This is a genomic window from Methylobacterium platani (genome assembly GCF_001653715.1).
In the GTDB taxonomy this organism is placed as follows: domain Bacteria; phylum Pseudomonadota; class Alphaproteobacteria; order Rhizobiales; family Beijerinckiaceae; genus Methylobacterium; species Methylobacterium platani.
This window is the reverse complement of sequence record NZ_LWHQ01000011.1, coordinates 1-26,946: the sequence shown is the minus strand read 5'-3', so window position 1 is coordinate 26,946 and position 26,946 is coordinate 1. Positions and strand designations below refer to the sequence as shown.

Annotated in this window: 32 protein-coding genes; 31 read left to right on the top strand and 1 reads right to left on the bottom strand. The window is 69.7% G+C overall.

Translation table 11 applies throughout. The features are described from left to right. Positions 1 to 18: 18 nt before the first annotated feature. The 19 genes from A5481_RS06140 (at position 19) to A5481_RS06060 (ending at position 14,726) form a co-directional block, all read left to right on the top strand. Positions 19 to 1,278 carry a phage portal protein gene (locus tag A5481_RS06140; RefSeq protein ID WP_053082282.1) on the top strand — a complete coding sequence of 420 codons (1,260 nt, stop codon included), beginning with the start codon at positions 19 to 21 and terminating at the stop codon, positions 1,276 to 1,278. Further along, positions 1,268 to 2,311, top strand: a complete 1,044-nt coding sequence (locus A5481_RS06135; RefSeq protein WP_245238699.1) for a head maturation protease, ClpP-related — start codon at positions 1,268 to 1,270, stop codon at positions 2,309 to 2,311. Before A5481_RS06140 ends, A5481_RS06135 begins: the two co-directional genes overlap by 11 nt. Before the next feature lie 18 nt (positions 2,312 to 2,329). Beyond that, complete coding sequence (locus A5481_RS06130) at positions 2,330 to 3,673, top strand: phage major capsid protein (RefSeq protein WP_082172990.1); 1,344 nt, start codon at positions 2,330 to 2,332, stop codon at positions 3,671 to 3,673. Positions 3,674 to 3,768: 95 nt separating this feature from the next. Next, complete coding sequence (locus tag A5481_RS06125; protein WP_048432710.1) at positions 3,769 to 4,056, top strand: hypothetical protein; 288 nt, start codon at positions 3,769 to 3,771, stop codon at positions 4,054 to 4,056. Between the two features lie 62 nt (positions 4,057 to 4,118). After that, a complete protein-coding gene (locus A5481_RS06120; RefSeq protein WP_048432711.1) occupies positions 4,119 to 4,730 on the top strand; it encodes a phage gp6-like head-tail connector protein in 612 nt (203 codons plus the stop codon). Next, a complete protein-coding gene (locus A5481_RS06115) occupies positions 4,727 to 5,062 on the top strand; it encodes a hypothetical protein (RefSeq protein WP_048432712.1) in 336 nt (111 codons plus the stop codon). The genes A5481_RS06120 and A5481_RS06115 overlap by 4 nt, the downstream gene beginning before the upstream one ends. Then, a complete protein-coding gene (locus A5481_RS06110) occupies positions 5,062 to 5,733 on the top strand; it encodes a hypothetical protein (protein ID WP_048432713.1) in 672 nt (223 codons plus the stop codon). The genes A5481_RS06115 and A5481_RS06110 overlap by 1 nt, the downstream gene beginning before the upstream one ends. 1 nt (position 5,734) lies before the next feature. Continuing rightward, positions 5,735 to 6,145, top strand: coding sequence for a phage tail terminator-like protein (locus A5481_RS06105; RefSeq protein ID WP_082172991.1), 411 nt, complete (start codon positions 5,735 to 5,737; stop codon positions 6,143 to 6,145). A 29-nt stretch (positions 6,146 to 6,174) separates the two neighbouring features. Then, complete coding sequence (locus A5481_RS06100; protein ID WP_048432714.1) at positions 6,175 to 7,110, top strand: phage tail tube protein; 936 nt, start codon at positions 6,175 to 6,177, stop codon at positions 7,108 to 7,110. A gap of 11 nt (positions 7,111 to 7,121) precedes the next feature. Then, a complete protein-coding gene (locus A5481_RS06095) occupies positions 7,122 to 7,343 on the top strand; it encodes a hypothetical protein (RefSeq protein WP_048432715.1) in 222 nt (73 codons plus the stop codon). Next, positions 7,340 to 7,753: a hypothetical protein gene (locus A5481_RS06090; RefSeq protein WP_048432716.1), complete on the top strand. Its 414-nt coding sequence runs from the start codon at positions 7,340 to 7,342 to the stop codon at positions 7,751 to 7,753. Before A5481_RS06095 ends, A5481_RS06090 begins: the two co-directional genes overlap by 4 nt. Before the next feature lie 44 nt (positions 7,754 to 7,797). Further along, positions 7,798 to 8,106 (top strand): phage tail assembly chaperone, encoded by a 309-nt coding sequence (locus A5481_RS35890; protein WP_425350157.1) that lies wholly within the window; start codon positions 7,798 to 7,800, stop codon positions 8,104 to 8,106. Next, positions 8,106 to 8,255: a hypothetical protein gene (locus tag A5481_RS33290; protein WP_156311756.1), complete on the top strand. Its 150-nt coding sequence runs from the start codon at positions 8,106 to 8,108 to the stop codon at positions 8,253 to 8,255. The genes A5481_RS35890 and A5481_RS33290 overlap by 1 nt, the downstream gene beginning before the upstream one ends. 13 nt (positions 8,256 to 8,268) lie before the next feature. Then, positions 8,269 to 12,708: a phage tail length tape measure family protein gene (locus A5481_RS06080; RefSeq protein ID WP_048432718.1), complete on the top strand. Its 4,440-nt coding sequence runs from the start codon at positions 8,269 to 8,271 to the stop codon at positions 12,706 to 12,708. Next, the gene (locus A5481_RS06075) at positions 12,708 to 13,088 is read left to right on the top strand and encodes a hypothetical protein (protein ID WP_048432719.1); all 381 of its coding nucleotides are present in this window, start codon (positions 12,708 to 12,710) and stop codon (positions 13,086 to 13,088) included. The genes A5481_RS06080 and A5481_RS06075 overlap by 1 nt, the downstream gene beginning before the upstream one ends. After that, positions 13,088 to 13,630 carry a DUF1833 family protein gene (locus A5481_RS06070; protein WP_048432720.1) on the top strand — a complete coding sequence of 181 codons (543 nt, stop codon included), beginning with the start codon at positions 13,088 to 13,090 and terminating at the stop codon, positions 13,628 to 13,630. The genes A5481_RS06075 and A5481_RS06070 overlap by 1 nt, the downstream gene beginning before the upstream one ends. A 9-nt stretch (positions 13,631 to 13,639) precedes the next feature. After that, on the top strand, positions 13,640 to 14,113 hold the full coding sequence (locus tag A5481_RS06065; protein ID WP_048432721.1) for a hypothetical protein: 474 nt from the start codon (positions 13,640 to 13,642) through the stop codon (positions 14,111 to 14,113). Further along, positions 14,113 to 14,259, top strand: a complete 147-nt coding sequence (locus A5481_RS33285; RefSeq protein ID WP_156311757.1) for a hypothetical protein — start codon at positions 14,113 to 14,115, stop codon at positions 14,257 to 14,259. Before A5481_RS06065 ends, A5481_RS33285 begins: the two co-directional genes overlap by 1 nt. Positions 14,260 to 14,306: 47 nt before the next feature. Then, complete coding sequence (locus tag A5481_RS06060; protein ID WP_048432722.1) at positions 14,307 to 14,726, top strand: NlpC/P60 family protein; 420 nt, start codon at positions 14,307 to 14,309, stop codon at positions 14,724 to 14,726. 259 nt (positions 14,727 to 14,985) lie between these two features. On the opposite strand, the gene A5481_RS35670 is transcribed toward A5481_RS06060, so the two are convergent. Further along, positions 14,986 to 15,114, bottom strand: a complete 129-nt coding sequence (locus tag A5481_RS35670) for a hypothetical protein (RefSeq protein WP_280945087.1) — start codon at positions 15,112 to 15,114, stop codon at positions 14,986 to 14,988. A 28-nt stretch (positions 15,115 to 15,142) separates the two neighbouring features. On the opposite strand from A5481_RS35670, the gene A5481_RS06055 reads away from it, so the two are divergent. From A5481_RS06055 to A5481_RS06000, 12 genes are all read left to right on the top strand, one after another. Continuing rightward, a complete protein-coding gene (locus A5481_RS06055; RefSeq protein WP_245298627.1) occupies positions 15,143 to 19,582 on the top strand; it encodes a host specificity factor TipJ family phage tail protein in 4,440 nt (1,479 codons plus the stop codon). Continuing rightward, positions 19,579 to 20,409 (top strand): hypothetical protein, encoded by an 831-nt coding sequence (locus A5481_RS06050; protein ID WP_156311749.1) that lies wholly within the window; start codon positions 19,579 to 19,581, stop codon positions 20,407 to 20,409. Before A5481_RS06055 ends, A5481_RS06050 begins: the two co-directional genes overlap by 4 nt. Before the next feature lie 23 nt (positions 20,410 to 20,432). Continuing rightward, the gene (locus A5481_RS06045) at positions 20,433 to 20,624 is read left to right on the top strand and encodes a hypothetical protein (protein ID WP_048437327.1); all 192 of its coding nucleotides are present in this window, start codon (positions 20,433 to 20,435) and stop codon (positions 20,622 to 20,624) included. 68 nt (positions 20,625 to 20,692) lie between these two features. Then, on the top strand, positions 20,693 to 21,460 hold the full coding sequence (locus tag A5481_RS06040) for a hypothetical protein (RefSeq protein ID WP_064503827.1): 768 nt from the start codon (positions 20,693 to 20,695) through the stop codon (positions 21,458 to 21,460). After that, positions 21,460 to 23,133, top strand: a complete 1,674-nt coding sequence (locus A5481_RS06035; protein ID WP_048432248.1) for a hypothetical protein — start codon at positions 21,460 to 21,462, stop codon at positions 23,131 to 23,133. The genes A5481_RS06040 and A5481_RS06035 overlap by 1 nt, the downstream gene beginning before the upstream one ends. Positions 23,134 to 23,183: 50 nt before the next feature. After that, entirely contained in the window at positions 23,184 to 23,882 is a 699-nt protein-coding gene (locus tag A5481_RS06030; RefSeq protein ID WP_048432249.1) for an NlpC/P60 family protein, read from the top strand. Between the two features lie 113 nt (positions 23,883 to 23,995). After that, the gene (locus tag A5481_RS33280) at positions 23,996 to 24,685 is read left to right on the top strand and encodes a hypothetical protein (protein WP_156311709.1); all 690 of its coding nucleotides are present in this window, start codon (positions 23,996 to 23,998) and stop codon (positions 24,683 to 24,685) included. Between the two features lie 51 nt (positions 24,686 to 24,736). Beyond that, positions 24,737 to 25,150 carry a hypothetical protein gene (locus A5481_RS06020; RefSeq protein WP_048432250.1) on the top strand — a complete coding sequence of 138 codons (414 nt, stop codon included), beginning with the start codon at positions 24,737 to 24,739 and terminating at the stop codon, positions 25,148 to 25,150. A gap of 20 nt (positions 25,151 to 25,170) precedes the next feature. Further along, positions 25,171 to 25,383, top strand: coding sequence for a hypothetical protein (locus A5481_RS06015; RefSeq protein WP_156311710.1), 213 nt, complete (start codon positions 25,171 to 25,173; stop codon positions 25,381 to 25,383). Next, entirely contained in the window at positions 25,383 to 25,928 is a 546-nt protein-coding gene (locus tag A5481_RS06010) for a hypothetical protein (RefSeq protein ID WP_082172944.1), read from the top strand. The genes A5481_RS06015 and A5481_RS06010 overlap by 1 nt, the downstream gene beginning before the upstream one ends. 92 nt (positions 25,929 to 26,020) lie before the next feature. Further along, a complete protein-coding gene (locus A5481_RS06005; protein ID WP_048432253.1) occupies positions 26,021 to 26,671 on the top strand; it encodes a ParA family protein in 651 nt (216 codons plus the stop codon). After that, positions 26,668 to 26,946: hypothetical protein (locus A5481_RS06000; protein ID WP_082984903.1), on the top strand; the 279-nt coding region annotated here is incomplete at its 3' end. The genes A5481_RS06005 and A5481_RS06000, both read left to right, overlap by 4 nt.

The window sequence follows — 26,946 nt, the reverse complement described above, 5'->3', positions numbered from 1 at the left end:
ACGGCGGAGAGCGCCGCCGTGTCGGCGCCCCGGGCGGAGGCGGTCTACCTCGACCTCCTCGACCCGGCGCTGCTGACCTACATGCTGGCGGACCAGCCGTCGGACAGCGGGATCTACATTTCGACCGAGAAGGCGCTCCGTAACCCGGCGGTGCTCCGGGCCGTATCCCTGATCTCGTCCGGCATCGGAATGCTGCCGCTGCACCTGATCGAGAAGGCGACCAAGGAGAAAGCTGACACGGTCCCGCTGTTCCGGGTCCTGCACCGCAAGCCGAACCCCTGGCAGACCGCCTATGAGTACCGCCAGCTGCAGCAGCTGCGGCTCCTCACCGAGGGCAACGCCTACGCCCGGATTATCCGCTCGGTCGACCTGCGGACCCGGAAGGACAAGGTGGTCGCGCTGATCCCGATGGATCCGCGCCAGACCGTGGTGGGGCAGAACCCGGACTGGACGCTGTCCTATCGCTACCAGCCGCCGACGGGCGGGCCGGAGGAACGGATCGCCGGCCGCGACGTCCACCACGTCCGCGGACTGACGACCGACGGCATCCGCGGCATGTCGATGGTTCGGCAGGCGGCCGACGCCATCGGTCTGGCCATCGCCGCCGAGCTGGCGCTGTCCAGGCTCTACAAGCGCGGCTCGTTCGTGAACGGCGTGCTCGAGACCGACAAGCGCATGTCGCGCCCGGCGATGGAGAGCCTCAAGGCGCAGTGGTCGAGCCTCTACGAGGGCGCCGCGAACGCCGGCGGCACGCCGGTGCTCGAGGAGGGTGTGAAGTACAAGGGCATCGGCCCGAACGCCCGGGACGCGCAGTCGAACGAGACCCGCGCCCGGCAGATCGAGGAGATCGCTCGGATCTTCGGCGTGCCGCGGCCGCTGATGATGGTCGACGACACGTCCTGGGGCTCGGGCATCGAGGCGCTCGGCCAGCTCTTCGTCCAGTACGGGCTGAACCCGTGGTTCGAGGCCTGGGAGCAAGCCATCGTCCGCGATCTGATCGATGAAGCGGATGCGGATCGGTACGAGGCCAAGTTCAACGCCGGCGCCCTGCTGCGCGGCAGCCTGAAGGATCAGGCGGAATTCTTCTCCAAGGCGCTCGGGGCCGGCGGCCAGCGGCCGTTCATGAGCCAGAACGAGGTCCGCGACGTCATGGACATGCCGCGCTCGGCCGACCCGGGCGCGAACGACCTGACCAACCCCATGACGCAGCCCGCCCAGACAGATGCGGCGGGAGGAGAGGGGACGGCACTCAAGGGGGCCAACGAAAATGTCGCGTGAGACCGAGACCCAGGACGCCAAGAAGGCCGCCCAGGCGGCGGAGGCGCGCCGCCAGATGGAGGTCGCGCAGGAGCGTGCCGAGCACCAGGCGCCGCGCGCGATCATGCGCCGGCCCGGCTCGCGGGTGCCGCGCATCATGTCGAAGGCGCGCCCCGGCGCCCTGCCGATGCCGGCCCAGCGCAACGTCTCGGCGTTCACCGACCCCAAGGTCTTCGACAAGTGGTCCGCCGACGCCGCCGGCGTGCGCGCCGTCGAGGCCGACGACCACGTCATCACGATGTTCGACGTGATCGGCGAGGATTTCTGGACCGGCGGCATCACGGCGAAGCGCATCACCGCGCAGCTCCGCGCGATCGGCCCGCGCCCGGTCGAGGTGCAGATCAATTCGCCCGGCGGCGACATGTTCGAGGGCATCGCGATCTACAATGTGCTCCGCGAGCACCCGCAGCCGGTCACCATCAAGGTCATGGGCATGGCGGCGTCGGCCGCGAGCATCATCGCGATGGCCGGCGACACCGTGGAGATCGGCACGGCGTCCTTCCTGATGATCCACAACTGCTGGGTCGTCGCGATGGGCAACCGGCACGACTTCGCCGAGGTCTCCGACTTCCTGTCGCCCTTCGACGAGGCGATGGCGGCGGTCTACGCCGCCCGCACGGGCCAGGACGTCAAGCAGATCGCCAAGTGGATGGACGCCGAGACCTACATGTCGGGTCAGACGGCCATCGACCGCGGCTTCGCGGACAGCCTGCTGCCCGCCGACAAGCTCAAAACGGACGAGAAGACCCAGGCCGCGGACCGGGAAGTCAACGACCTCCGCGCCGCCGAGCTGGCGCTCGTCCGGTCGGGCATGACGCGCGCTTCCGCGCGCGCCCGGCTCGAGAAGATCAAGGGCACGCCGGGCGCTGCCCTCGAAGGAGGTACGCCGGGCGCTGCCTCCGATCCCGGGGAACCGGGCCACGTCGCGCCAAAAGCCGACGATCCCGACGTGCTGGCAGGCCTGCGCGGCCTGATCGCGTCGATCCAGTCGTAATCCCAGGAGAAAACCCTGATGTTCATGCCCAAGACCGCCGCGGTCGTGGCCGGTGCCTATGCGCTCGCCATGCCGCCCCGGCCGGCTCCGCGCGCCCTGGTCGGCGCGACGGTGCGCGCCGATGCCACCGGCGACGTGAAGGAGCTGATCGGCACCCTCGCGAAGTCGTTCGAGGCCTTCAAGGCGGAGAACGACAAGAAGCTGTCCGACGTGGTCCACTCCGAGAAGGTGGAGCGCATCAACGCCGACATCACCAAGCTGCAGGCCGCGGTCGACGAGCAGTCGAAGGTGGCCGATGCCGCCCAAAAGGCCCTCGACGAGCTGAACGCGAAGCTCGCCGCCGGCCAGATGCGCCCCGGCGAGAGCACCGGCGATCTGCCGGCCACGCCGCCCGAGTACGTGGCCGCCTTCAAGGCGTTCATGCGCCGCGGTGACGAGGATGCGGTGCGCGCGGCCGCGGTGAAGGCCGCGATGGACAAGGGCAGCGACGCGAACGGCGGCTTCCTCGCCCCGATCGAGTGGGACCGCACCATCATCGGCCGCCTGAAGCAGATCTCGCCCATCCGCGAGAACGCCCGGGTGATCTCCATCACCGGCGCCGGCTTCAAGAAGCTGTTCACGGACCGTGCCGTCGGCTCGGGCTGGGTGGGTGAGACCGCGCCGCGGCCGGCCACCTCCACCCCGCAGGTCGGCGCGCTCGACTTCGTGACGGGCGAGCTCTACGCGAACCCGGCGATCAGCCAGCAGCTGCTCGACGACAGCGCCATCGACCTGCAGGCGTGGCTCGCCGGCGAGGTGGAGTACGAGTTCGCCCGCCAGGAGGGCATCGCCTTCCTGTCCGGCAACGGCACCAACAAGCCGTTCGGCATCCTGACCTATGTCGACGGCGCGGCGAACGCCGCCCGGCACCCCTGGGGCGCCATTCAGGTCACGAAGACCGGCGCGGCCGCCGCCCTCACCGGCGACGGCTTCATCGACCTGATGTACTCGCTCCCGGGCGAGTTCGCGGGCAACGCGAAGCTCTACATCAACCGCATGTCGGTCGGGGCGACCCGCAAGCTGAAGGACGGCCAGGGGAACTACCTCTGGCAGCCGTCCTACCAGCAGGGCCAGCCCCAGACCCTGAACGGCGCGCCGATCGTGGAGCTGCCGGACATGCCGACGGTGGCCGCCGGCAACATCGCCGCGCTCTACGGCGACATGGCCGCGACCTACCTGGTCATCGACCGGATCGGCATCTCGGTCCTCCGGGACCCCTTCACCAACAAGCCCTACGTCCACTTCTACACCGTGAAGCGGGTCGGCGGCGGCGTGGTGAACCCGGAGCCGATGCGCGCCCTGCAGGTCGGCGTCGCCGCGTAAGCGGCTCGAGGCTGGTCGGGGCGCTCCGGCGCCTCGACCCCGTCGGCGGCCGGCAGCCCGTCACCTTCCCCGCAACGAGCAGAGGAGGAGCGCCCATGGCCTCCACCAAGAGCAACACCGATCCGGCCGAGAAGCCGAAGGGCGATCCGGCCGACGTGAAGCCGGCGACGAGCTTCGCCCCCTCCGGCGCCCCGGAGCAGGACGTCCCCGGGGTCGATGTCGGCCATCCGGCGCTCGACGCCAACCCGCGCGCTGGCACCACGGCCGACCAGAACCGCATCGACCTCAACGACCCGACCCTCTCGGGGGCCGAGGCGGTGAAGCGCAACCTCGAGGCCCAGAAGCCGGCCGCCGAGGAGAAGGCCGAGAAGCCCGCCGAGTAAGCCCCGCGAGGGCCCCAGCCAACCGATCCGGCCCTCCTGGGGCCCTCGCATCCGAGGACACGATGCTGACCGTCATCACCGCGGCCACGAACCGCCAGCTCACCACGCCTGACCGGGTGAAGGCCATCCTGGGCGTCGATGCGTCGGACGCGCGGCTCGCGTTCCTGATCGATACCGCCACCAGCAGCATCGAGGGGTTCTGCAACAGGGTCTTCGCCCAGCAGACGGTGCGCCAGACCATGTGCGGCAGCGGCGCCAGGGCGATCCTCTCCCAGGCACCCGTCACCACGATCACCGCGGTGACGCTCGACGGCCAGCCGCTCGGCCAGGACGATTACAGCCTCGAGGGCGACGCCCTCTATCGGATGCGCCGCGGCGTGCGGGCCCTGTGGCAGGGCAGGGCGCTCGTGGTCGACTATGTCGGGGGGTACACGCTGCCGTCGGACGAGCAAGGCGCGGCGTGGACGCTGCCCGCCTCCGTCGAGCGCGCCGCCATGCTGCTGGTCGCCGCCGCGGTCTCAAGCACCGGTCGCGATCCGCTCCTGAAGAGCGAGAACGTCCAGGGCGTCGGCTCCTTCAGCTACGCCGCCCCAGGGTCGACCTCCACCGGCGGGCTCGGGCACGGCGAGGCGGAGGCGCTCCTCGCGCGCTTCGAGATGCCGGTGGTCGCATGAGCCCTGATCAGGCCATCGCGGCGCTCGACCGCCAGCTGCAGGCCCACGGCCAGACCGTGAAGGTGCGGCATGCCGGGCAGGCCTACGAGCTGCGCGCCTTCGTGCGCGGGGTCGCCCAGGACCCCACCGACATCGGCGGCGGGATCACCCAGAACGAGCGCCTGGTCGTCCTGTCGCCCACCGGGCTCCGGGCTGCCGGGTGGCCGGCCGGCGCCGATACGGAGGAGATCGACGCAGTGACGGTGGACGGCCGGATCCGTGGCGTCGATGCCGTGGTCCCGGTCTCCATGGCGGACGTCGTCGTCCGCTACGACGTGACGATCCGCGGCTGATGTCCGGGCGCATCAACCCGCTGCAGCGGGACATCGAGCTCCTGATACAGGACACGATGGGACCGGAGGCGCAGGCCCAGTACCTGCGCGAGCACGCCGAGCAGGAGCACCGGCGCGCCCTCGACCAGAACGAGGCCTCGCTCGGCTATCGGCCGGAGCACGACCTCTTCGTGGACGGGACGAAGCGCGAGAGCCTCGAGCGGCTCACCGTGAGCAGCCGCATCGTTTTCGAGTACCACCTGCTGGTCGACGTGATCGAATTCGTGGACGGCTTGCTGCAGATGCACTCGCCGGTCCTGTCGGGTGAGTATCAGGCCAGCCACGTCTGGTTCGCCGACGACAAGGAATTCGACATCAACAACGTGCCGCCGGCCGAGCAGTACGCTGTGATCAACTTGCAACCCTATGCCCGCAAGATCGAGCGCGGGCTGTCGAAGCAGGCGCCGGACGGCGTCTATGAGGGCGTCTCGGTCTTGGCGAAGCGGCGCTACGGCAACGTCGCCTATGTCGGCTACGGCTACAGGTCCGTCCCCTTCGGCGCGATCGGCGCCTGGGCGGGCTCGGCCTCGGCCGCGAAGATGGCGCGCGAGGTCCGCGGCGGCCGGCCGAGCCTGCACGAGGAGTGGCTCACCCGCCAGCCTGCCATCATCATCGACCCGGGGCGGAACTGACATGGCCGGCAGGAAGGTCAAGGCGGCGTGCGAGAGCCGCATCCTCGAGGGCTGGACGCGCTGCCCCCTGGTGACCCCGAACACGAAAGGCAAGACGCCCAAGGACGGCAGCCCCTACCTCGAGATCTCCTATCCGATCTCGCGGGCCCGGACGATCTCCGTAGGCGCCCCGGGCAACAACCTGATCCGCGAGAGCGGCACGATGCGTCTGGTTCTCTACGTGGCGCGCGGCGCCGGCACCGCCGAGGGCGAGATCTGGCTCGAGGAGCTGGCCGCCCTGTTCCTCAACAAGAAATTCGACGGTGTGACGACGTTCGAGCCGTCATCCCCGGTCTTTGATGACCGCAACGATCTCGCCAATTACTACGGCATGTCGTCCTCGGTCGAGTATCAGGCCGATTATTTCGGCTGATCGTTGCCCCCGCTACACGGAGAATGGACATGGGCATTGCATCGGGCAGTGGGCGGCAGCTCGCCTACATCTCGGAGACGGCGTTCGGCGTGATGCCGGCCACACCGACCATGAAGGTGCTGCGGATCACCGGCGGCGCCCTGCGCAGCAACAAGAGCACGGTCACCAGCGATGAGATCCGCTCGGACCGGAACGTCTCCGACGAGCTGCTGGTCGGCATGGACGTGACCGGCACGCTGAATTTCGAGTTCTCGGCCGGCACCCTCGACGACGTCCTCGAGGCGGTGATGTGCGGCGCCTGGACGGCCGACAAGCTCGTGAACGGCACCCTGGCGCGCTCGCTGGCGTTCGAGGAGCGCCTCGACCACGGCGGCGGCGCCTACAGCTTCCGCCGGTTCCTGGGGTGCCAGATCAACTCGCTGACCCTGACGGTCCCGACGCGCGGGCTGATCACGGGCTCCTTCACCGTGATGGGCCAGAAGGAGGTGGTGTCCAAGACCCCGATGGCCGGCGTCACCTACACGGCGGCCAACACCAACCCGATCGAGACCTCGTCCCTGGGCGTCGGGCTGCAGTTGCAGATCCCGGGGGTGACCGACCCGGTGAAGGTCCGCAGCATCGAGCTGACCATCGCCAACAACATGCGGACCCGCCCGCTGGTCGGCACGCCCTACACGGACAGCTTCGGCTACGGCCGGGCCGACGTCACCGGCAGCTTCATGGCCTACTTCGAGAGCATCGACCTGTATCAGGCCATGCTCAACCATGCGGCCGGCAGCATCGTCGCCACCCTGGGGTCGGTCGCGGGCAGCCGCTACGCGATCACCCTGCCGTCGTCCCGCCTCCTCGACGGTGAGGCCGCGCCGGGCGGCAACACCGACGACGCCATGATCACCCAGCCGTTCCGGGCGAAGTATGACGACACCGCCAAGGGGTCGATCGTCGTCCAGCGCGCCCAGGCCTGACGGAGGCACCCGTGAAGACGGTCAAGATCATCGAGACATTCGACGCTTACCCGACCGGGCGGGCGCTGAAGACCTACGCGAAGGGTGACGAGCTCGAGGTCTCCGACGAGTTCGGCGACCTCATCATCGGCAAGGGCCATGCCCGCGAGGTCGCCGCGAAGGCGGCGGCCGCGGCGGCCGAGACCACGGAGGCGCCGGCGAAGGCGACCTCGACGAAGGAGCAGAGCGCGTGAAGCTGTCCAGCCTCAAGATCAACTCGGCGGTCCTCGAGCAGGGCCGGTGGGTCGGCAACATCCCCGAGATGGGCAGCATCCGCCTCAAGGTGCGCGGTCTCGGCAACAGCGATTACCGGGCCCTGATGGATCGGCTGATCGACAGCGTGCCGCGTGAGGAGCGGATCCGCGGTCTCTCGCCGGAGAAGCAGGACGAGTTCGTCGCTACCTGCCTGCGCGACACCGTGCTTGAGGGCTGGGACGGCTTCCAGAACGAGGACGGCAGCCCGCTGCCCTTCGACAAGGAGCTGGCCGGCAAGATGCTCCTCGACCCGGACTTCCAGCGGTTCAACCGCGCCGTCCAGTGGGCGGCCAACGTGGTGTCGATCGAGAGCGAGGCTGACACCACGGACGCGGTGGGAAAGCCCTAAGCGCCCTCCGGTGGCACTTTCAGTGGGGCGACAAGCTCGCTGACCTGCTGCAGATCGACGAGGAGCGCCGGCTCGAGGGGAAGCCCCCGCCGCCGGCGCTCCTGCAGCGCCCCGAGCTCCCGGAGCTGGCCAGCCTCGCCTGGGACGCCTTCTGGGACCTCACCGGCGAGCGCCCCCTCGGTTTCGGAGCCCAGGGTCGCATCCCCTGGTCCGCGGTCGACCGCTGGGGCGCGCGCTACGCCATCGCTGGGGAGCAATTCACCCGGCTGAAGCGCATCGTCCAGGCCCTCGACGCGGCATGGCTCGAGCACATGAACAAGCCGGCCGACAAGCAGCCGCCTACCGGGGGCTGATGACGCTCTTCCTCTCGCCGGTGGCGGTGTTCACGCACACCGTCTCCGTCGAGTTGCCTCCGTGCCTCGTGATCGAGCCGGCGCCGGCGATCGTCACCCACAACAGCACCCACGGCATGTCGACCCCCCTGCCTGCCGGCGGCGCTTAGCCTGGAACCCCTGATGGCGTCCACCGTCGAGACCATCCGCCAGCTGACGATCCAGGCCCGCACCGTCGGCGTGGACGAGGCTCGGCAGAAGCTCGAGAACACCAGCCGGTCCCTCGGGACGATGGAGGGTGCTCTCGCCAGGGTCGAGCGCGCCTATGAGCCGCTCCGCACCGCGACCGACAAGCTGACCGCGGTCTCGCGCACCCTCACCCTCGCGGTCGCCGCCGGCAACATCACCCAGGAGCGGTCGAACCAGCTCTATGACCAGGCGGTCGACAAGCTGACCGGCTACAGCCGGATCGTGCAGCAGGCCACCACGGCCGAGATCCGCGCCCGGGAAGCACGCGAGGCCTCCGCCCGCGCCGCGGCTCGCCTCAGCCAGGACAGCCTGAATTCCCGCCTGGGGGTGCGTACGGCGCCGGCCCGGGATTACGAGGCCGACTTCCGCGCCGCCGCCGCCGCGGCCGATGCGCTGCAGGGCAAGCTGGTCCCGCTGATCGGGGTGCAGCAGCGGTACCTCGCCGCCCTGACGGAGATCGGCGGCGCTCAGCGCGCCGGCATCATCACCGTGGACCAGGGGATCGAGGCCCGCGCCCGGGAGACCGCCTCCTACCAGCGGAACCTCGAGGTCATCGAGCGCACCAGGGTTGCCGTGCAGGCTGCCAATCAGGCGGTCGTGAACAAGCAGCTGGGCGTCGCCGCGCCGTCGGGCCGGGATGGCGGCGCCGACATGGAAGCCGCAATCCAGGCGGCTGAGCGGCTGCGGGGGAAGTACGATCCGCTCTTCGCCGCTCAGATGACCTACCGCGCCTCGCTGGCGGAGGTTCGCAGCCTCCTCTCCACCGGTGCGATCACCCAGGACCAGTACGCCGCGGCGGTCGACCGCGTGAAGACGGCGTTCGTCGCCCAGATGGAGGCCCAGGGCCGGTCCTCGGTTGCGACGCGCGCCGCCGCCGCCGCGGCGAAGGAAGCCGCCGCCGCCGAGGAGGCTCGGGCCGCCGCTGCCGCGAAGTGGAACGCCCTCAGCATGGTGGGCGCCAAGGCCTACCGCGAGGCGACCGACCCGAACGCGCGGGCGAATGCGCGCCTGTCGTCCCTCAGCGGCCCGGCGCCCATGTCGGCCGCCGAGCGGGATGCCCTCGCTGCCGCCGTCGATCCTCTGGCGGACGCCGCGCAGAAGCGCGATCGGCAGCTGGCCCTGGCGGACAGGGCGCTCAAGACCGGGGCTGTCAACGAGGAAGGCTACCGGCGCTCCGTCGCGCAGACCACCGCGGTGTTCATGGCGCAGGAGCGCGCGATCGGCACCTTCATCCGGAACACGGAGCAGGCGGCCAAGGGCGCGAAGCTCTCGGCCTACGAGATCCAGAACCTCAGCTTCCAGTTCAACGACGTAGCCACCTCGCTGGCGAGCGGCATCCCGCTGATGCAGACCGCCGCCCAGCAGGGCGGGCAGATCTATCAGGTCATGGCCGGCTCGAAGGGCGGCGTGAAGGGCGCCCTGGTGGGCATCGGCGAGATGGCGCTCGGCGCTGTTCGAGGGCTCGGGCTCCTGGGTGGCGCCTTCAGTGCCGTGGCGGCGGTGGCCATCGCCGGCGCGGTCGCGTGGCGCTCCTACGCGAACACCCAGAAGGAGGTCCGCGACGCGCTCACCGGGGTGGGGCGCGGGTCTGGCACCACCGTCGACCAGATCAACGCGATCGCCGCGGCCTCGGCGGAGGCGGGAGGCGTGTCGACGCGCGAGGCGCGCAGCATGGCGGCCGCCTTCGCGGCGACCGGGCAGATCGGCTCGACGATGTACGGTGAGCTGATCAGCAAGACCAAGGATTATGCCCTGTCGACGGGCCAGGAGCTGGCCGACGCCGCCAAGGAGCTCGGTGGCGCGTTCGCGGATCCGACCAAGGGGGCCGACCTCCTCAACGAGCGGCTCGGCGGGCTCAACGACCGCACGGTGCAGAGCATCCGCAACCTGCAGGCCCAGGGCGACCGGCTCGGGGCGCAGCGCGCGCTTTTCGAGGCGCTCAGCCAGAACGTGACGCGCTCCTCCGACCTGATGACGGGGTGGGGCCGCATCATGGAGACGGTCGGCAACAAAATCTCCGGCATCTGGGACAAGGTCGGCGAGAGCATCGACAAGGCCATCACCGGCGGCACGATCGAGAACCAGATCTCCACCCTCGAGGCGCGGCTCGCCCAGCTCGACCGGATGCGCGGCGGCCTGGGCGGTCTGTTCGACTATCGGAACAACGCCGAGACGGCGGAGGTGCAGCAGCAGCTGGGGGCGCTCCGTTCCGAGCAGGCCCGCCGCCGGCAGCAGGGTGAGAGCGTCGCGGCGGCCGGCCGGAACCGCGACGTGATGGACCTCGCCCGGAGCCTCGACCCGGCGCAGAAGGAGCTGCAGGACACCACCAACGCGGCCGACAAGCTCCGGCGCGCCATCTCGGACCCGATCCGCTTCGGCCTGGACGGCGCGCAGCTGGCGATGATCCAGGCTCAGTTCGAGCGCCTGCAGAACGTCACGCGCTCCATGCGCGAGGATATGGAGCGGTTCGGCTCGGTCGCCGCGGGCGATGCGGTGCGCGGGGCTCAGAACGCCAACGCCAACGTCGGGCTGAACAGCGTCGACAAGGCCATCGCGGAGCGGCAGCAGAAGCTCGACGCGGATCTGCGCGCCAAGGGCTGGGACGCCCTCACGAGCAGGGACGAGGTCAACCGGCAGTACATGGACAAGGCGAGCGCGCCGAACCTCGACGCTCGCGATCTCTCCTCGCTGCAGGCCGAGCGCGAGGCCCGGCTCCGGGTCATCGCAGAGCGGGACGCCTACATCACGGTCGCCCAGACCGAGATCTCCACGATCCGGAAGACCGCCGAGGAGGCGGCCAAGCGGACCGCCGTGTCGGGCGACTTCGTCTCCGCGATGATCAACGTGGAGAGCCGCGGCGACGCATCGGCACGCAACAGCCGCTCCTCGGCCACCGGCCTCGGGCAGTTTATCACCGAGACCTGGGATCGCCTCTTCAAGAAGACGTTCCCCGAGCGGGCCTCGGGCATGTCGGATCCTGAGATCGCCGCTCGACGCACCAACCGCGACGACAGCATCGCGCTGATCAAGGTCTACGCCGAGGAGAACCAGCGCGCCCTCGAGAAGGCCGGCCTCGATACCTCGAACCGGAACCAGTACCTCGCGTGGTTCGCCGGCGCCCAGGGGGCGATCAAACTCCTGCGGGCCGACCCAGGCACCGACGCCACCTCGCTCCTCGGGCAGCAGGCTGCCAAGGCCAACCCGACGATCATCCCGGGGAAGAGCGCCGGGGATGTGATCAACTGGGCCGACCGCACGATCAACAAGAACCAGGCGGGCGTGCGCAGCACGGAGCGCGAGGCCGGCATCCTGCGCTCGCAGGTCACGCTGACCGAGCAGACGACCGAGGCGGAGAGCCGCCGGGCCAAGGTGCAGGAGCTCCTCAACGACGCGATCAGCCGCGGCACCGAGGTCGGCCGCCAGTTCTCGACCGCGCAGGAGCTGCTCGGCGCCAAGGCGGACAATCTCACCGACACCGCGCGCAACGAGCGGGCCGCCATCCTCGAGGTGGCGGACGCCTACGCCAAGCAGGCCGCGGCGGTGCAGAACAGCGCGCTGATGCGGGACCTGCTGTTCGAGCGCAGCCAGATCGGCCGGAGCACCGACGAGGCGGCGGTCGCATCCCGGCTGCGCGGCACCGGGCTAGGGATGGACAGCGCGGAGGCGAGCGCCCTGCGGCTGAACCAGACCCTGTCCCAGACCAAGGACATCGGCAAGGACGCCTTCGGCGGTTGGGTCTCGGACATCATGCGCGGCACCAACGCCCTCGACGCCCTGAAAAACAGCCTGATGCGTGTCCTCGACAAGCTGCTGTCCTCGACCACCGACAAGCTGTTCTCGGGCCTCTTCGACGGGATCGGAAAGGCGGGCGGCGGAGGCGGTTTCAGCCTCTTCAACCCGTCGAGCTGGTTCTCCGGCGCGGGCGGCGGCGGGGTCGACGTCGGCGCCTCCTCGTGGATGCCGAAGTTCGCGACCGGCGGCTACACCGGCGCCGGCGGGGTCCACCAGCCGGCTGGCGTGGTCCACCGCGGCGAGGTGGTGTGGAGCCAGCGCGACGTGGCGCGCGCCGGCGGCGTGGCGGCGGTGGAGGCGATGCGCCTTGGCATGCGCGGGTATGCCGTCGGCGGCCCGGTGGGCGATGGCTACAGCCGGCAGCCGCCGGCGGCGAACCAGAACCAGGGCGGCGGCCCGGTGGCGGTCGCGGTGAATGTGAGCAACGTCCCGGCCGATCACAGCGCCAGCGCGACCGTGACCCAGACCCCGAAGGGGCCGCGGGTGGACATCCAGCTCGAGAAGATGGTGGGGGGCATGGTGGCTGATGGGCGCCTGGATACCGTGATGCGCAAGCGGTACGGCATGAGGGCGACCGGCTGATGCCCGCCTCCTGGCCGGCAGGCCTCCCTTATGCCGTCAGCGCGCAGGCCTACGGCGTGACCAACTCCGGCCCGGCGCCGGTCGCGTCGCAGGCCCAGTCCGGCAAGATCCGGATGCGCCCGCAGTTCACGCTCCGCATCTCGCGGCTGTCCTACGGCTGGGAGTGGACGGACGCTCAGCTGGCGGTCTGGCGCGCCTTCCTGCGGGACACGTTGGGCGATGGCACCGGCGAGTTCACGATGATGGTCTGGATCCAGTCGGCCCGCGCCTATCAGACCCGGACGGTGAGCATCGTTGGCGGGTCGGACGCGGTGGCGGAGAAATCCGCCGGCTTCGACCGCACCCTCGTGACCTGCAATCTCGACGTCAGGAACCTCTGATGCCGATTGCCGCAACGCGCGCCTGGGAGGAGGCCGCGGCCACGATCGACACCAAGGAGCGGATGCTTCCGACCCTCGAGTTCCTGCACAGCGTCTTCGTCGAAGACGGCTCGCCATCGCCGATCCGGACGGTGCGCAACACCGAGGACATGACGTTCCGGCTCGATGGCGCGGCACCGCTCAACCCCAACGAGCAGGTGCTGTTCAAGGCGATCCCCTTCGGCATCGACTATCCGCGCATCGACAAGCTGGGCATCGAGGCGCCGGTGTGGCTCGACAACGTGAACCGGGAGGTCGCGCGGTACCTCGAGGCGGCGACGAAGCTCAACGAGCCGGTCATCGTCATCTTCCGAGGCTACCTGCTCTCGGATCCCGACACGGTCGGCTTCGGCCCGTTCCGCCTGCAGCTCCGGAATGTGAAGCGGAAGAGCTCGCGCCTCGAGGGCGCGCTGGTGATCGCCGACCCGACCAAGCTCCGCGTCATGCGGGAGATCTACGACCAGGTGCGGTTCCCCGCCCTGCTGGCAGCAAGCGGCGCCTGAGGAGGCCCCATGAACCGCCGTTCCATCCTGAAGCTGCTGGGGCTCGCCCCGGTGGCCGCTCCCGCCGTGGCCGCGATCAAGCCCTCCCCGGGCATCCCCATGCGCGAGAATGTCGTCACGCCGCACGGCCAGATCGTGCACCACACCGTCGGCTTGGTGAGCGGGGTCGGATCCTACCGGGCGCACGCGACCCGCAGCGATGGACCGGTGGTGACGCCCCCGATGCGTGTCCGGGTCGGTGCAGATGATCGCGTGACGCTCGCCATCGAGGCCGCGCCGATCGGGCGGGGCGCGCTTCGTGTGCGGCGGAACGGCCTCCCCATCTTCACGCTGCCCGGAAACTGGTCGCTGGCCTACCCGGGGGACTACGTCGGCCGCCCGACCTCGACCGCCTTCTTCGACGCACCGGGTCAAGGCGAGCACGCCTACACCCTCGAATGCGACACCGGGGGCGAGGTGAGCCTTATCGCGACGGTGGCGTGATGTCCGAAAACGCCATCGGCGCCCTGATCCTCTGGGCCCTGCTCGCATTCATGGCGCTCGGCGTCCTGACCGCGCCCGTCTGCCGCGAAGGTGAGGCGCTGGTGCGCAGCGGCATGTCGACCGTCTGTGTTCAGGCCCGCCGCTGATGTCTCACACCCACGCCGGCCCCGTCACCATCCCCGCCTGATCCCACATGACCAGCCGCCTCGACCTCCTGAACGAGCTGATCGGCCAGCCCTACCGGCTCGGCGCAGCCGGGCCCGACGCCTGGGACTGCTACCACCTCACCCAGCACCTGCAGCGCGAGCTCTACGGGTACGGGATGCCGGACCTGACGTCCGTTGCTGCCACGACCCGCGCGCAGGCCGAGGCCATGCTGGCGCATCCTGAGCGGGGCAACTGGTGCGAGATCCCGGATCACGAGGTCCGGGACGGCGACATCGTCCTGATGGGCAACGTGCTCCGACGAGACTTCCACCTCGGGACCTTCGTGGTCCCGACGACCGCCGGCGTGGTGATCCACGTCGACCAGGGTCGCGGCGTCGTCGCCGATGACCTGCCGGGGCTCCGCTCCATCGGCTTCACCTACACACGTCTGTTCCGCCGGGCCTGATCACCATGCTCACCGACAACCTCGCTCGCCGCGCCGCCGCGGAGGATGACGCGCGCCTGGGCGCCGGCCGGCCGCCGTGCGCCATCAGGGTGACGCGCGTCCTGCAGCTGGTCGACGCAACGGCGGAGGACGACGAGGGCGCCACGATCCTGCCGATGGCGGAGGCGAGCGCCGTCATGGGAGAGACGGTCGAGGCCTACCTCGCGCGCGTAGCGTGGCGTCTCGACCTGCCGACGGTCTGCCGGATCAACGGCGAGTATTACGGCCGAGCCGAGTGGGCGGCCCGCCACATCGGGCTGAACGACAACGTCGAGTTCATCAGCCGGCCCATGGGTGGCGGCTCGAGCGGCAGCACCACCGGCAAGAGCATCCTGGCGATCGTCGCCATGATCGCGCTCACGGCGGTGGCCGGCCCGGTGGGCGGGTTCGTCGCCGGCGCGGTCGGCCTCACCGCCGGTACGGCGGCGTTCGCCATCACCTCGTCGCTGGTCGGCGCGCTCGTTGTCGGCGCAGGCTCGCTCCTGCTCTCGCACTTCCTGCAGCCCAAGGCGGGCGGCAAGACCGGTAGCACGGATGCGCTCTACTCGTTCGGCCTGCAGGGCAACGCCGCCCGGCCGATGCAGCCGATCCCCGTGCTCAACGGCCGGGTCCGCTTCGCCCCCGACTTCGCCGCGCCGGTCTACAGCGAGTATGCCGGCGATCAGATGGTCGATTACGGCCTCTATGCCTGCACCTGCGGGGACATGGACGTCGAGCAGGTCGAGCTGGGCGACACGCCGATCTGGACCAAGGCCGAGGGCTACAACCCGTCGTACCCGGGCATCGAGATCCAGTTCGTCCCCCCGGGCGAGCAAGTCACCCTCTACCCGGTCAACGTGCAGACCGCGGACGAGCTGCAGGGTGCCGAGCTGACCACCGAGTACACCCCGGGGGTCATCGTCAACGCCGCGGGGACCGTCGCCACCGAGCTGATGGTCGATTTCATCTGGGGTGGGGGCGCTTACGTCACCTACAAGGACCGCCAGCTGCCGGTCCCGACGGACATTGAGGTGCAGGCGCGGACCGTCAACGCCGCCGGCGCGGCGACGGGCGCCTGGGTGCAGGTCTTCCGCAACATCTACAGCCAGAACAAGCAGAGCCAGATCCGGGTCACCGAGCGGATCCCGGTCCCCGGGGGGCGCTACGAGGTTCGGGCCCGCCGTCAGAACCCGCCGATTGCCGAGACGCAGAACGCGAAACTGGGGGGCACCGACGCGGTGACGTGGACGGCTCTCAGGGCCAAGATCAATGGGCCGCAGAGCTTCCCGCGCGTCTACACGATCGCGGTCAAGGGCGTGGGCAACAAACAGAACAGCGGCGTGTCGGGCGGCCAGCTGCGGGTCACCGGTACGCGCAAGCTGCCGGTCTGGGAGGATGGGCAGTGGGTCGTCAAGCCCACCCGGTCGATCGCCTGGGCGGCCCTCGATTGGTGGCGCAACTCGGACTATAGCGCCGGCCTCGACCTCGCGAACGTCGATTTCGCGGCGTTCCTGGCCTACGACCGCCTCTGGGCGCAGCTGGGTCACACCTTCGATTTCCGCTTCACCGAGGTGCAGACCCTCGACGAGGTGCTCGAGACCGTTCTCAAGGCGGGACGCGCCTTCCCGGCGCCGATCGGCGACAAGCTGACCCTGACCCGGGAAGAGCCGCGCGGCCTCGCGCGCATGCTCTTCACCGACAACGACATCGTCGCCGGCTCACTCGAGATCGACTATGCGCTGGCCGATCAGGCCTGGGCGGACGGGATCATCGGCGAGTACCTCGACGAGACGTCCTGGCGCGTCGCCGAGGTGTCGTCCGCGCCCGACGGCGTGGTGCTCACCAACCCGGCCCGGGTGCAGCTGCAGGGCTTCGTTCAGCGCGTCCAGGCCACCGGCGCGGTGCGCTACATGGCGGCCGAGAGCCAGTACCGCAGGACGACGGTGTCGTGGACGGCCCGGATGGAGGGACGCCTCCTCAAGCGGGGTGACCTCGTCCGGATCTCCACCTCGGAGCCCGAGACCTGGGGCTCAAGCCACGAGATCGTGGGCAGCGCGAATGGGGGGGCGAACCTCCGCCTCGACCCGCCGCCGATCTGGACCGAGGCTGCCTCGCACTGGCTCGAGATCCGCCAGCGCGACGGCCGGCCTTTCGGCCCGGTCAGAGTAACGCGCGGGGCGAGCGACGCCGACCTGGTCGTGAACGCCGGCGATGCGTCGAACGCCGCCTCCGCGGCCGCTGGGCAGTACGGCTTCCAGGTCTCCCTCGCCGACGCGGTGGCGCGCGACGATAGCGAGGAGGCGCCCTGGGCGGCATTCTCCCCGGGCCAGCCCCGCGCCTACCCGGTCCTGATCACCGAGGGTGACCCGGACGAGGACGGCGAACACATCCACCTCAAGGGCACCCTCGACGCCCCGGAGGTCTACGACACCACCGAGACAGGCGTCACGCCGCTCCCCCAGGTCCCGGACCTGTTCTCGAGCGCCCTGCCGGTCATCCTGGGGCTCACCGCCAGCATCAGCCAGCGGCAGGCGACACTGGTCCTCTCCGCCGGCTGGCTGCCAGCGCGGAACGCGGCGACCTACGAGTGGGCCCTCAGCTACGATGGCGGGGTGACCTGGGCGGCCGGCCCGGCGACTGACCGGACCACGATCGAGGTCATCGTCGGCGCCTCCGACGACATGCTCTTCCGGGTGCGCGGCGTGACGCCGGGCCTGCAGCCGGGCGGCTGGACGATCACCCCGGTGATCGCTCCGCCCCTGCTGATCAACGGAGACCTGTTCGACGATCTCAGCATCAACATCGGCAAGCTGTCGGCGCAGCTTCAGAAGGAACTCGGCGCGATCTACGATCTGGGCCGCGGCACGCTGGCGCTCGGGCAGCAGCTGACCGTCGACAAGTTGGCCGAGGCGCGGGGCCTGATCGACAGCGCCCGCGAGGCTACGCGGCTCGCCCTCACCACCGGCGACGACACGTTCCTCGGTTCTATCCGGCAGCTGGCGGCGGCGGTGGACCGCCTCGCGGCCGAGGCCGCGACGGAGACCACGCGCAGCTACGAGCAGAGCCAGTTGCTCAAGATCGCCGACGGCAGGTCTTTCGCGGCGATCGAGCGCGAGACGCGCCTGCGGGTCTCCGGTGACGAGGTGCTGGCGTCGATCACCACCACCCTCGCGGTGCGCCTCGACGTCGCCGAGGGCGGCATAGTCGGCAACGCGACGGCGATCCAGGGTCTGTCGACCCGGGTCACGAATGCCGAGGGGACGATCACCGCGCAGTCGCAGTCGATCACGCAGCTCTCATCCCGGATCGACGCCAACGACCTCGCGCTGTCCGGCCAAGCGACCGCGGTGCAGTCGCTCACCACCCGGGTCACGCTCACCGAGGGCAACATCTCGTCGCTCTCCGAGAGCCTGACGGCGTTGCGCTCCACGGTGACGACGCAGGGCGGCCAGATCTCGGCCAACGCCACGGCGATCGACAGCGTCCGCACGCTGGCGGAGAGCACCGACGGCCGGGTGACGTCTGAGGCGGCCCGCACCACCGCGCTTGAGGCGACCGTCGCCGACCAGGGCCGGCAGATCAGCGGCACGTCCACCGCCCTGTCGGCGCTGACGGTGCGTACCAGCACCACGGAGGGGCGGATCGACAGCGAGGCCTCGCGCCTCGACGCGCTGTCCTCGACCGTCTCGGCCCAGGGCGGCCAGATCGCCGGCACGGCCGACGCGGTGTCGCAGCTCACCACGCGGACCTCCGCCGCCGAGGGCCGCATCGAGAGCGAGGCGCGCCGGACCGACGCGCTGGCGGCCGAGGTCTCGACGCAGGGCGGGCAGATCGGCGGGCAGGCTCGCGCGATCGACGATCTGGGCGCCCGGACGACCGCCACCGAGGCCGGCGTCACCAGCGTCGCGAACCGCGCCACCGCGCTCGAGGCGACCGTCACGACGCAGGGCGGGCAGATCGCCGGGCAGGCGACGGCGACCCAGCAGCTATCCGGGCGCGTCGATGACCTCGACGGCCGGACGACCGCCAACGCGAGCTCGATCACGTACCTGAACAGCTATCTGGCCGGCGTCGACCAGAGGGTGGCCGGACAAGCCGAAGCTGCGCAGTCGCTTACGACGCAGGTCCAGAACATCGACGGGCGGGTCTCGTCTCAGGCGAAGTCAATCACGTCGCTGAGCACCACCCAGGACGGGCACACCGCGCAGATCACGACGCTGGCCGCGTCCTACGACGGCGTGCGGGTCCAGTACGGTGTCACGGGCTACGTGGACGGGCAGGCCGGCGGGTTCGTGCTCACCGGCGCCAAGAGCCTGGATGGCAGCGCCACGTTCAAGTTGCTGGTCTCGGCCGACCTGTTCGTGGACGGCTTGATCACGTCGCGGATGCTCTCGACGACGTCGCTGATTACGACCTCGGCCCAGATCGGCAACCTGACCGTCGACAACATCAACGTGAAGGACGGCGCGATCTCGGGCCTCGTGTCGGCGCAATCGAACGGCCAGCAGACGAGCGTGACCATCAACGTTCGCACGGCGCGAGCCGTGGCGGTACTAGCCAGCCGTATTGGCGATCTCAGCTCACGTTTCTCCCAAATCGGAACCAGCACAGGGGCAATTCGGATCTATCGTGACGGCAACCTGATCGGGGCAATTCCCGCGGATTTCATGATGGACTTCGATCCAAGCCCGAACGTAAACAGATCATATCTACGTCTCGGCCCCACCACATACCCAATCCTAGATTATCCTGGCGTCGGGTCTCACACCTATCAGGTAGTTGACGATAACAACGTCAATATCGGCGGCGTATACATCAGCGTTCAGGAGAGCAAGTGAGCATGGGGCCGTATATCTCGGAGCCCGTGCCCTTCGTGCGGCACGACGAAGCCGGCCGGATCACCGAGCGAGGCCGGATGGAGATGCGGTACATCGTGGCCGAGGATGCCGAGCACGGCGGCATCCTGGCGGGCGAGGCCGCCGAGGATACGCACCACGTCGAGGATCCGACCGGACCGGCCCGGCGTCTGCGGCTGCGGCGCGCCCTCGTCGTGGCGTTCGACACCCGCGAGCCCGTCCCCGGCGCCCCGGCGCGTGTGGTCCTGCCGCCTGACACCCTCATCACCGTGGCGGGCCCGGTCACCGGGACGGCGCGAGCCGGCGGCGCGGTCGACCTCGTGCTCCGGGTGCCGGGCACGTACCGGGTGACTATGGAGGCATGGCCGCGGCGCCCGGTCACCGAGACGCTGACGGTGCCGGTCACGGAGGGGCCCGCCCCGGAGGCGCCGGCCGGTGCGGTGGTGATCGGGCCCGACCTCGAGACGGTGCGGGCGCGGGCGAAGGAAATCGCCACCTTCCACTATGCCGCCCTGGCTCTGATCTCCCGGCCCGCCGGGCTGCAGGCGGCGGACCTGCTCAAGGCGGCCGAGGCCGAGAAGGTACTCGCCGGCGGCGAGAGCGAGTGGATCGCCGAGGAGGCCGCCGAGCGCGGTCAGGATCCCGCCGTGCTGGCCGCGGCGATCGTCGCCGAGAGCACCAAGACGGTCGATCGCGAGCGGGAGCGGGTCCGCGTCACCCAGGCTGTCGCCCGCGCCACCACCGAGAGCGAGGTCGTCGCCGCGCTGCAGGCGGCCGGCCTCGAATTCGTCCTCCCCCCGGGGCCGTGAGCCCCATCACCCAGGAGCCATCCATGGCCGCCGATACCGCCCAACCCACCGCCGTCACCCTGGTGCAGAACGCCCAGAACCAGGTCGTCGCCATCAAGGTCAGCGAGACCGCCATCCCGGTCCTCACCGCCGGCATGATCCCCGGCGCCGGCTGCACCAACCTCGCCCTCACCATCGCCAACGTCACCGTCGGCTACGAGAAGCAGCCGGCCTGAGCCGCGCGGCGGGCTCGACGCCCGCCCGCCACCACCGTCGAGCCTGACGCTCCGGGAGCATCCACCACATGGCTACCTCCGCCGGCCTCGTCTCCGTGACGACGGGGTCTCTCGTCGTGTCCGGGACGCTGACGTCGTTCGTGGCGGCCGAGGGCGACCAGCTCGTCCTGCGCGGCATCACCGCGCTGATCTCCCGGGCGATCTCGCCCAGCCAGCTGCAGCTCAAGCAGCCCTGGCCGGGCCCGGACATCACCGGAGCGTCGGACTGGGACATCTCCCTGACCGGCCCGTACTGGAACCAGTCGACCACCACCAACCTGCGGCTCAGCCAGTTTCTGGCGCAGTTCGAGGCCGGCCCGATCAAGTGGGACATGGCCGGGCCGCCGGGCGACCGGGCGAAATACAATGACCAGGGCGTCGGGTTCATCTTTCTGAGCCTCGGCGACCCCTGGACGCTCTACACCAAGGTCGCGAATACCGGGGCTGAGAGCGACTGGTCTCCGGGCCAGGCCATCCGCGGCTCGCCCGCGGAGAGCACCGTCGAGGCGCAGGCCGCGCGTGATGATGCGCGCCTCGCCGCCGGGGCCGCAGGCGGATCGGCCGGCACAGCCCAGACCGCGGCCAGCCAAGCGGCCGGTCACGCGGGGACGGCCCTCTCCGGCGCCTCGACGGCCTCCACGCAAGCGATCCTCGCCGCGCAGCAGGCTGCCGCCGCCGCCTCTGCCGCGGCCCAGGCCGAGAGCCTCGCGCGCCTCGTCGGCGCGCTCTCCTACGACATGGGCACCCTGGGCCAGCCCCCCGATGGGTCCACGAATTTCGATTTCGGGAGCCTCTGATGGCCGATCCCCGCCAGCCCCTGCGCGTCCTGCGCGGCAACGAGGCGCAGTTCGCCAGCTACGTCGGCCTGTCCGGCGAGCCGGGCTATGCCACCGATAGCCGGCGCCCGCGGATGATGACCGGCGACAAGCCGGGCGGGATCATCCTCGCCGGGCTCGATGACAACGGGCAGGCTAACTCCCTGCCTGCACTTGGTCGGCCGCTCGTCGACCACTTCGGCGATATGATCAACATCAAGAACTTCCCCTACAACTGCAAGGGGAACGACATCGACCCGGATACGGATGGGCTGCAGCGCGCGCTCAGCGACATGGTCACGACCGGTCGGCCGATCTTCATCCCGCCCGGCCGCTACCGTTCCGGGCAGCTCCGTTACCCCGTGTCGGCGGCGTACTCGCAGATGGGCTCCATCTTCGGGTACGATAAGAACCTGACGCAGATCCGGCGCATCGGCGACAACCAGTCCTTGGGATTGCTCACCATCGGCGACCCCAATGCCACGAATTTCACTGCGAACATCAATATCTCGGGCCTGACGCTCAACGGCATGGACCCGAACTTGCCGGTGTTGGTGACCTACGATCTTGTCAAGTCGGTGCTCCGCCAGATTAACTGCATTGGCGGCAGCGTTGGTTATCAGATGTATGGTGGCATCACCAACATGCTGTTCGACTTCAACTGCGACAACAACGGTACCGGCCTGATGGCACGGGGCTTCGCTTCGAAGGCCGGCGGCGGTATGCCGAACCACATCCACATCATCGGTGCGTTCGGCGGCAACCTGAAGTACGGCCTCGACATTGACGGCGGCGTCAACTTCATGCTCGACGGCTGCGACGTCGAAGGCAATGGCAGGACATTCGATGCGGATAGTGGTGGCCTCCTCGTCGGACCCAACATGGGCGGTGACATCTCTCGTATCCGCAACTATCCCGGTGTGACCGCTCGTAACTGCTGGTTCGAGGCGAACAAGGGCAAGGCGGACGTCCGGTTGCAGAGCGGGCTCAACGCGATCGAGCACAGCAAATTCTTCTCGACACCCGACGCGACCCGCCACGACGTCCTCATAGAGGGCGGCAACTATATGATCGTGAACTGCGCCACGGGAACCGCAAAGACAGCCAACCTCAAGGACAGCATCAACTGCGAGCGCGGCAACTACGTTATTGGTGGACTTTTCCCTGGCGTTGATCTCGTTAGATGCTCCGTACTCGCCGCGCCGACGCTGCACAATATCAATAACCCGCTCAACGCGACCGAGGGATTGAACGTCTACAATCAGCCGGCTTACGCTCACGCCGGCATGACGGTGGATGGTCCGACGAAGATTGCCGGGCCGTTTCTCAATGCGGGTGGGGTGAAAGTCGCCGCTTCCGGCGGTAACTACTTCGTTCCCGAGGGTTCGGGATGGGTGATGTTCACCCAGACCAGCGCCATCGCGAACCAGGGTTGCATCCTGCCGGTGGCCGCCGGCGACGGGCACCTCATCGAGATCGGCACGATCGGCACGATCACGAGCCTCTACGTGGCGGCCCAGGGGGGCGCGACGGTCATCGGCACCTCGTCCGATCCGGCCAACCCCACGAAGCAGGGCGACCCGGTCACCCTGACGGCGTCCACCCCGCTCCGGTTCCGCTACGACGCCGCCGGCACGCGCTGGCTGCGGACCTGACGCCCGGCGCGCCGGGCCAACGCACCACCCCTGACAATCCGGAGATCCTGATGACCGTCGCTGAGATCCAGCGCGCTCTCCTGGCGCGCGGCTATGACCTCGGGCCGGCTGGCGCCGACGGCGATGCCGGCGCCCGCACCATCGCCGCGGTGACCGCGTTCCAGCGGTCGGCCGGCCTCGTGCCGGACGGCATCGCCGGGCCGCTGACGCAGAAAGCACTCGCCTCGGTCGACCTGACCGAGCGCCGCGCCGAGCCCGAACAGCCGGCGTGGCTCGTCCTGGCGGCGCACGAGGTCGGCACCCACGAGGGCGTCGGCAAGGCGAACAACCCGGTGGTGATCCGCTACTTCGCCGACGCAGGCTTCGGCGGGGTGAAGGACGACGCCACCGCCTGGTGCGCGGCGTTCGTCGGCGCCATGCTGAAGCGCGCCGGCCGGGCGCCCTCCGGCAGCCTCGCGGCCCGGTCCTACGAGGGCTGGGGCGTAGGGCTCAAGGAGCCGGCCCTGGGCTGCATCGCCACCAAGAAGCGCGCCGGATCGGCATGGCAGGGTCACGTCGGGATCGTCGTCGGCGCCAACGCCTCGACCATCTACCTGCTCGGCGGAAACCAGGGCGACGCGGTCAGCATCGCCGGGTTCAAGCGGGGCGAGTTCACCGCCTTCCGCTGGCCGGCCGACGTGCCGCTGCCGGCGGCGACCAAGCTGCCCACCACCATCGCCGGCGCCAAGTCGGGCGTCAGCGAAGCCTGACACCCCGGACCTCGACGGGGCGAAGACCCGCGCCGGCCGGGCCAGCCGAGCATCCATGATAGCGGCGCGCCCATCCACGATAGCGGCCGCACCATCCATGACAGGACACCATCATGCACCGCATCTTCCTCGCGGCGCTGGCGCTCGCCTGCGTCTACTCCCCCGCCATGGCCGGCGGCGGCCGGATCGAAGGCATGCCCGCCGCCGGTGGTTTCGCCCACGGCCTCGCCTTCGGGCTCCTGCTGCTCGGCGCCCTGGCGCTGGCCGTCGCCGTCTACATCCCCGTCTTGGTTCGGGTGCTGGTTCTGAGCACCCTCATCGCGGCCATGATCAGCATCGTCGCCGGGCCGGCGTTCGCCGCTGAGTTCGCCGCCGACACCACCAGCGTGACGCTCTCCGCCGCGCCCTGGATCTCGCTGCTGCAGGAGATCGTCATCACCGCGGTGATCCCGGCGGTCGCCGCCTACGCGATCCAGGCCATCCGCAAGGTCTACCCCTGGGCCGCGCTGTTCCTCACCCAGGCCCGGGTCGAGCAGATGGCGAACGCCGTCACCGAGTACGCCATCAACGCGGTGCCGGGCGCCGTGAAGGAGGGCAAGCTGTCCATCAACGTGGGCTCGGCGGTGATCGCCAAGGCGGTGCAGCGAGCGGTCGACGCCGCGCCGGCAAAGGCGCTCGAGGCGGCCGGCGGGCAGGCCGGTCTCGCCGAGATCGTGTTCCGGAAGCTCAGTCTCGAGGACGGCGCCAACGAGGGCAACACCCTGGCGCCTGTCGTGGCGCGGCTGCCGGCGGCGAACCGGTAAGCCGGGGAGACGCTGACATGCGCCGCTTCGAGCTCGGGCGAGGGCAGGTCGATGCTCGATAGCGCCATGGGCAAGTTGCTGGATCAGGGACTGGTGGGCGTGATGCTCGTCCTGTTCCTGATCGCAATCATCTACCTGCAGAAGCGGCGCGACAGCGATGCGGAGGCTCGACTAAAGGAGAGCAGGGAGACCCTGCTCACCGCGGCCGAGACCAACCGCATCCTGTCCAGCATCAAGGACACGCTCGCGGGCGTCGCCCAGAGCCAGACGTTCCTGACCGCGACGGTGCAGGCGATCGATGCGAACGCGAGGAGCGCGCTCGCCAGCCAGACCGAGAGGGACATGCGCGTCGAGCGCATGATCGAGAACGCCAGCGAAACGATCCGTGAGATCGAAGGAGCAGCCGCGACCAACAGGGGGTTGTTGGAGCGTGCCCTCTCTGCGCTGGAAGCCCGGGGGCGCTAACCGTGGGAGTGCTCCGGGCCATGTGGAACCTGATCTCGCGCCGGTCGCAGGACCGCGCTGCTGAACAAGCTGCGGTGAGCGCCGCGCTTCGCGCCGAGCGGGCCAAGACCGTGGCGCAAATTCACGACATCGAGGTGCAGGCGGCGCGGCTGTCCGGGTCTGACGCGCTGATGATGAAGCACCTCGAGCAGACGCTGGCGATCGCCGGCAGGAGCAGGAAGGGCCGCCAGTGATGAGGGTGTTCCGGTATCGGGCGCTGATGGCCCTGGTGGCCGTGGTGCTCGTGTATTCGTTGTTGGTGCCGGCGATCCCGATCCGGCCGCGGGGCGACGGGCTGAGGGCGATCTTCCTCATCCTGTCCGGGTGGGGGATCTTCGCCTACTGGCGCCCGTTCCGGACGGCGATGACCACCGAGGGCTGGCCGAGCGGGCCATACCTCTACGCGACGATGATCTTCCTGTTCTGCAGCGCGCTCAACCTCAATATCGCGTTCGGCCTGTTCTGGCGCCTCGCCGGGCAGCCGGCGCACCTGGTCAACAACCCGTTCTTCGACTTCTGGGTTGTGCTCGGGATCATCGCGCTTGCCATCGCGGTCACCGTGCCGGACCTGTTCGGGAAGGACGTGCCGCCGCGCGACAAGATCCAGCTCGGGGCCGTCTGGTCGGCCATGTTCATCCTGGTGGTCTACCTGACACTGGTCCGGCCCGACCTTTCCAGCCTCGCAGACCTCGTCCGGCCGATCACCGATCACGGCTACGAGTACGACGATCCGAGGTGATCGGATCCGACTGCAGAATGACTGTCCCGCCATAGCCACGACTTGGAAAGGGTTTTATCCCAGGATCCTCCCGGAATTATACGGAGAGGGTCATGAGCCGGATCATCGGGTTGGTGCAGAGCAAGGGCGGGGTGGGCAAGACCACCACCGCCTTGAACCTCGCGGCGGAGCTCGCCCGCCGCGGGCATAGCGTGCGGGTCCTCGACGCGGATCCGGAGGCCAATGCCGCCGCAACAGCGAAACTCGGACGGCTGCCGTTCGCGGTCGCCGCCCACCTGATCGAAGGGCGTTCTGACGCCGGCGCCTGGGCGAAGGTCGTCAAGGACGGCTCGGCCGATTACACCGTGGTCGACGCCCCCGGCGCCATGGGCGCAGCCTACGGCGCCACCGTCGCGGTCTCCGACATCGTGCTCGTCCCGGCCGGCGCCACGGCGCTTGAGCTGCGGGGCGCGGCCAACACCGTGAAATTCGTCCGGGACTTCCGCCGCTCGCGTGGCGGCGCCGCTCCCGAGATCTTGGTCGTGCCCTCGAGGGTCGACCGGCGCACCGTGGCTGGACGCGAAGCCGTCGCCACCCTCGCCTCGCTGACCGAGCCGGTCTCTCCCCCCATCAGCAGTCGCCAGCCGGTCGCGGACAGCATCGCCGCCGGCGAGACCGTCGCGGCAGGATCGCCGTCGGCCGCCGAATACGCCGCGCTCCTCGACGCGGTCCTGACGCGCCTCGGCGTCGAGGTGACGGCATGAGCAAGCGCCCCAACGTCGCCCACCTGCTCGCCCAGCAGGTCGCCGAGGACGTCGCCCAGGCCGCCGCCGCGCCGGAGCCCGCCGAGCCGGAAGCTGCAGCCGAGCCCGTGAAGCGCAAGCCCGGCCGGCCGCGCAGTCAGCGCGAGGTCGCGAACAAGCAGACCGTCTACCTCGACCAAGCCCGGTACGACGCCCTGCTGGCGATCTCTGCCGACCACGGCCGGAGCATCCATTCGATCATCCTCGAGGGGATCGACAACATGATCGGCCGGCCG